General features: G+C 71.4%; 5 protein-coding genes and 1 pseudogene. 4 read left to right on the forward strand and 2 right to left on the reverse strand.

Annotated elements, in window-relative coordinates; all coding sequences use genetic code 11:
* Positions 1 to 458, reverse strand: a pseudogene (locus RMO85_RS13035) (MFS transporter); the annotation flags it as partial.
* Positions 459 to 508: 50 nt separating this feature from the next.
* On the opposite strand from RMO85_RS13035, the gene RMO85_RS13040 reads away from it, so the two are divergent.
* From RMO85_RS13040 to RMO85_RS13050, 3 genes are all read left to right on the forward strand, one after another.
* Positions 509 to 1087, forward strand: a complete 579-nt coding sequence (locus RMO85_RS13040; protein ID WP_310529156.1) for a histidine phosphatase family protein — start codon at positions 509 to 511, stop codon at positions 1085 to 1087.
* 31 nt (positions 1088 to 1118) lie between these two features.
* Positions 1119 to 1748, forward strand: a complete 630-nt coding sequence (locus RMO85_RS13045; RefSeq protein ID WP_310529157.1) for a DUF6758 family protein — start codon at positions 1119 to 1121, stop codon at positions 1746 to 1748.
* A gap of 61 nt (positions 1749 to 1809) precedes the next feature.
* Entirely contained in the window at positions 1810 to 2685 is an 876-nt protein-coding gene (locus tag RMO85_RS13050) for a PHP domain-containing protein (RefSeq protein WP_310529158.1), read from the forward strand.
* A 3-nt stretch (positions 2686 to 2688) separates the two neighbouring features.
* Here the strand turns inward: RMO85_RS13050 and RMO85_RS13055 are convergent, their stop codons facing one another.
* Positions 2689 to 3441 (reverse strand): SDR family oxidoreductase, encoded by a 753-nt coding sequence (locus tag RMO85_RS13055; protein ID WP_310529159.1) that lies wholly within the window; start codon positions 3439 to 3441, stop codon positions 2689 to 2691.
* A gap of 60 nt (positions 3442 to 3501) precedes the next feature.
* On the opposite strand from RMO85_RS13055, the gene RMO85_RS13060 reads away from it, so the two are divergent.
* A complete protein-coding gene (locus tag RMO85_RS13060; RefSeq protein ID WP_310529160.1) occupies positions 3502 to 4332 on the forward strand; it encodes a ParA family protein in 831 nt (276 codons plus the stop codon).
* Positions 4333 to 4367 lie beyond the last annotated feature (35 nt).

Here is a 4367-nt window from a genome sequence, read left to right on the forward strand (position 1 = left end):
CTCGTCGCCAGCGTGATCATGGATCCGACGACGCCGCCGAGGGTCCACATGCCGTGGAAGGACGGCAGGATCGGTCGGCCGTAGCCGTGCTCGATGGCGACCGCCTGCATGTAGGTGGCCGCGTCCACGACGCCGAGCGCCACGCCGTACGCCGCCATCCCCACCACGAAGAGCGCGAACGCCGGAGCGAGGACCAGCACCGGGACCGCCGCGACCATGAGCAGCAGCCCCGAGCGCAGGACGAGGGCGCTGTCGGTGGACCGGGCCGCGCGCTCGGCGAGCACAGAGCCCACACCGGCGAGGACCACCATCATCAGCAGGATCAGCGACAGGGTGACCTCGCCGAAGTCCCAGCGGTCGCGCACGTCGGGCAGGCGGGTGGTGAGCGAGATGAACACCAGCCCCTGGGTGAAGAAGGCCGCGCCGTCCGCGAGGCGCGCGGTGCGCAGGGTCTCCATGGGCAGATCGTGGCAGCAAACCGGACCCGGGACGTGCGAAACTCGCGGGCATGTCCGCAGACGCGTCGTACGTCAGTGAGCTCTGGCTCGTCCGCCACGGGGAGACCGAGTGGAGCCGTGACGGTCGGCACACGTCCACGACCGATCTGCCCCTGACCGAGCACGGCGTCGAGGTCGCGCATGCGCTGGCACCTCGCCTCGCCGACACGAACTTCGCGCAGGTGCTCACCAGCCCCCGCCAGCGCGCCCGGATCACCGCCGACCTCGTCGGCTTCGGGGACGCGGAGGTCGACGAGGACCTGGTCGAGTGGGCGTACGGCGACTACGAGGGCGTCTCGACGGCCGAGATCCGCGACACGGTGCCCGGCTGGACCGTGTGGTCCCACCCGACCCCCGGAGGCGAGACGGCCGAGCAGGTCACCGAGCGCCTCGATCGGGTGGTCGCCCGGGTGCGCTCCTGCGAAGGTCGCACCCTCGTCTTCGGCCACGGCCACGCCCTGCGGGCCCTGACCGCACGCTGGCTGGAGCAGCCGGCGACCGAGGGCAGGTCCTTCCGGCTCGACACCTCGACCCTCTCGGTGCTCGGTTGGGAGCGCGAGACGCCGGTGCTGCTGCGCTGGAACTCTTGACGGCGTCGGCGCCCCCGACCACGGTGTACCCATGCTCCACCGCGGCTGCCCCAGGTGCGGCCTCCCACTGACGGAGGCCGGGGCGTCGTGGGCGTGTCCGGACCACGGCCCCACCCCGTCCCTGTGGCGCCCGCAGGAGTCGACGTACGACGCCTTCGTCCAGCACCTCGCGCAGGCAGCAGACTTCCCGACGTACCTTCCGTGGCCGATGGGTCCGGGGTGGCGGGTGACCGACTTCGGGGTGGTGGTCCAGACCGGGTCAGCCCCGCGCGCGACGCTGAGCTGCGTGTCGGGCACGAGCGCACTCGACGGTCCGGTGGACGTGATCGTGGTGTCGGAGGAGCCCGGCACCGGCCTGGGGGCGCGGGTGGCGCGGCTGGTCAGTCCCGACCCGCGAGACATCGGCGACGGCCCGCCCGTGGTGAAGGTCCGTATCGGCCCCGGCCAGGTGCCGCTGTGGGCGGTGTCGACGAGCGACTCCGACGAGGAGTTCGACCGGTTCGTCATGGTGGGGGAGGCCGCGGGTCGCTGGCTGTGGCTGGTGCTGCGACCCGCCTCGGCGATGCTGCTGCTGCGTGACGAGTGGATCCTGCGTGACGTGTCCGGCCTGGGTCCGCCGCTGGTCGAGATGTCCTTCGGCGGTCCGCCCCCGGTCTGGTGAGGCCTCGGCGCAGGAGGCCGCCGACAGCGTCCTCGCGCCGTGGCCCGGCTAGCCTTCGAGGGTGCGCATCGACCTCCACACCCACTCGTCGGTCAGCGACGGGACCGAGGATGCGCGCACACTGATCCGCAAGGCAGCCGAGACGGGCCTCGATGTCGTGGCACTCACCGACCACGACACGGCGGAGGGGTGGCCCGAGGCGGAAGCGATGGCGGCCGAGGCCGGCATCACCCTGGTCCGCGGCATGGAGATCAGCACCGCCGTGGGACGGGCGAGCGTCCACCTGCTGGCCTACCTCCCCGACCCGACCTACCCGCCCCTCGCGGCCGCCCTGGCCAAGATCCTGGACGGTCGCAACTCCCGGGTGCCGGCCATCTGCGCCAAGCTCCACGACCTCGGCTTCGACATCACCGTCGAGGACATCCGTCGCCGCGCGGCCGACGCCGCCGCCACCGGTCGACCGCACGTGGCCGACGTGATGATCGAGGTCGGCATCGTGGCGACGCGGGACGAGGCCTTCGAGCGGTTCCTCAACCCCGGGCGACCGGCCTACGTCGACAGGTACGCCGTCCCGCTGGCCGAGGCGATCGGCCTGGTGACCGACTCCGGTGGCGTCGGCGTGATCGCGCATCCCTGGGGTCGGGGAAAGTCCGGCGTGCTCACCGAGGAGACGCTGGCCGGGCTCCGTGACCAGGGCCTGGTCGGCATCGAGGTCGACCACCAGGACCACCCGCCCGAGGCACGCGAGGCGCTGCGCGCGATCGCGCGCAACCTCGACCTGGTCGTCACCGGGTCCAGCGACCACCACGGCACCGGCAAGATCGACCACGACCTGGGCTGCAACACCACCGCGCCCGAGCAGTTCGAGCGCCTGCTGCACCTCACCGCGGAGGCGGCCGTGGCCAGCGGGCGGCCCGCCCCCGGCCTGCTCGCCTGACCCCTACTTGCGGCCCATCGACTGGAAGCGCTGCAGCACACGACTGGGGACGGCGCGGGTCAGGGCCACCACGGTCTTGTACTGCGCACCGGGCACGGAGAAGGTCCGCCCCTTGTCGAAGTCCGCGAGTGCGGTCCTGACCAGGAACTCCACGTCGAGCCACATGAAGTTGTCGCCACGCCTGACCTGCATCCGCTCGTGGAACTCGGTCTTGGTGAAGCCCGGGCACAGCGCCATCACGCTCACGCCCTGCGGCTTGTACTCGTGGTGTGCCCACTCGCTGAAGCTGTTCACCCACGCCTTGGCCGCCGAGTAGGTCCCGCGTCGCAGGAACGCCGCCACCGACGAGACGTTGATGACGCCGCCGCGACCGCGCTCGGCCATCGGTCCGAGCGCCGCGTGACTCAGCCGCAGCACGGCAGTGACGAGCACGTCGAGCATCGCCACCTCCTGGTCGACGGTGTTGTCGAGGAAGCGGTGCTTGAGCCCGAAGCCGGCGTTGTTGACCAGAAGCTCGATCGGACGGTCGCGGTCGGCGAGCCTCGCCTCCACGGTCCTGCACTGGGCCAGGTCGGCGAGATCGGCCGCCAGGGTCTCCACCTCGATGTCGTACGCCGCCCGCAGCTCCTGCGCCACGGAGGTGAGTCGTGCCTGGTCGCGCGCCACCAGCACGAGGCCGTGGCCACGGGCGGCGAGCTGGCGAGCGAATTCGAGGCCGATGCCGGCGGTCGCGCCGGTCACGAGTGCGGAAGTCATGCGCCCAGCAAACAGGTGTCGTCGCCGTCAGGGCAACCGGGTCGGGCATGATGGGACTCGATGACCACGACACTTGCGATCGCCAACCAGAAGGGTGGCGTCGCCAAGACCACCTCGGTGGCTTCGATCGGCGCTGCCCTTGTCGAGCTGGGCCACTCGGTCCTGCTCGTGGACCTCGACCCGCAGGCCTGCCTGACCTTCTCCCTGGGCATCGACCCCGAGGACCTCGACGTCTCGGTGCACCACGTCCTGACCAAGGGCCTCGCTCCGACCGAGGTCATCATCGCCACCGAGGACGGCGTCGACCTGCTCCCCGCGACCATCGAGCTGGCCCGCGCCGAGGCCGATCTGCTCACCCGCACCGGTCGCGAACACGTCATCAACAGTGCGATCGAAGCGCTCGCCGAGGACGACGTCCACTACGACTGGGTGCTCCTGGACTGCCCGCCCTCGCTGGGCGTGCTGACCGTCGCGGCGCTGACCGCCGCCGACGGTGTCCTGATCCCGCTCCAGTGCGAGACGCTCTCGCACCGCGGCGTCGGACAGCTGCTCGACACCGTGCACGACGTGCGCCGCTTCACCAACCGCAAGCTCGAGGTCTGGGGCGTGCTGCCCACGATGTACGACGGTCGCACCAACCACGCGCGCACCGTCCTGGAGACGATCAGCGACACCTACGACCTCGAGGTCATCGAGCCGCCGATCCCCAAGACGATCAAGTTCGCCGAGGCGCCGGCCGCCGGCCGGTCCATCCTCGCGACCAGCCGCAGCAGCAAGGGCGCCCAGGCCTACCGCGAGGTCGCGAAGAACCTGGTGAAGCGCGCGGCCCGCCCGAAGGCGAAGAAGAAGCCCGCGAAGAAGGCCGCCGCCAGGAAGACGGCGGCCCGCTAGCGATCAGCCCTGGCTGGGGGCGTCCGTGACCGGGG

Origin of the sequence: Nocardioides sp. (assembly GCF_031422975.1) — a bacterium.
Classification (GTDB): domain Bacteria; phylum Actinomycetota; class Actinomycetes; order Propionibacteriales; family Nocardioidaceae; genus Nocardioides.

Excerpts from the sequence above, each read along its gene's own strand:
- RMO85_RS13040 (WP_310529156.1), top strand. The coding sequence starts at position 509 with ATGTCCGCAGACGCGTCGTACGTCAGTGAGCTCTGGCTCGTCCGCCAC.
- RMO85_RS13045 (WP_310529157.1), top strand. The coding sequence starts at position 1,119 with ATGCTCCACCGCGGCTGCCCCAGGTGCGGCCTCCCACTGACGGAGGCC.
- RMO85_RS13055 (WP_310529159.1), bottom strand. The coding sequence starts at position 3,441 with ATGACTTCCGCACTCGTGACCGGCGCGACCGCCGGCATCGGCCTCGAA.
- RMO85_RS13060 (WP_310529160.1), top strand. The coding sequence starts at position 3,502 with ATGACCACGACACTTGCGATCGCCAACCAGAAGGGTGGCGTCGCCAAG.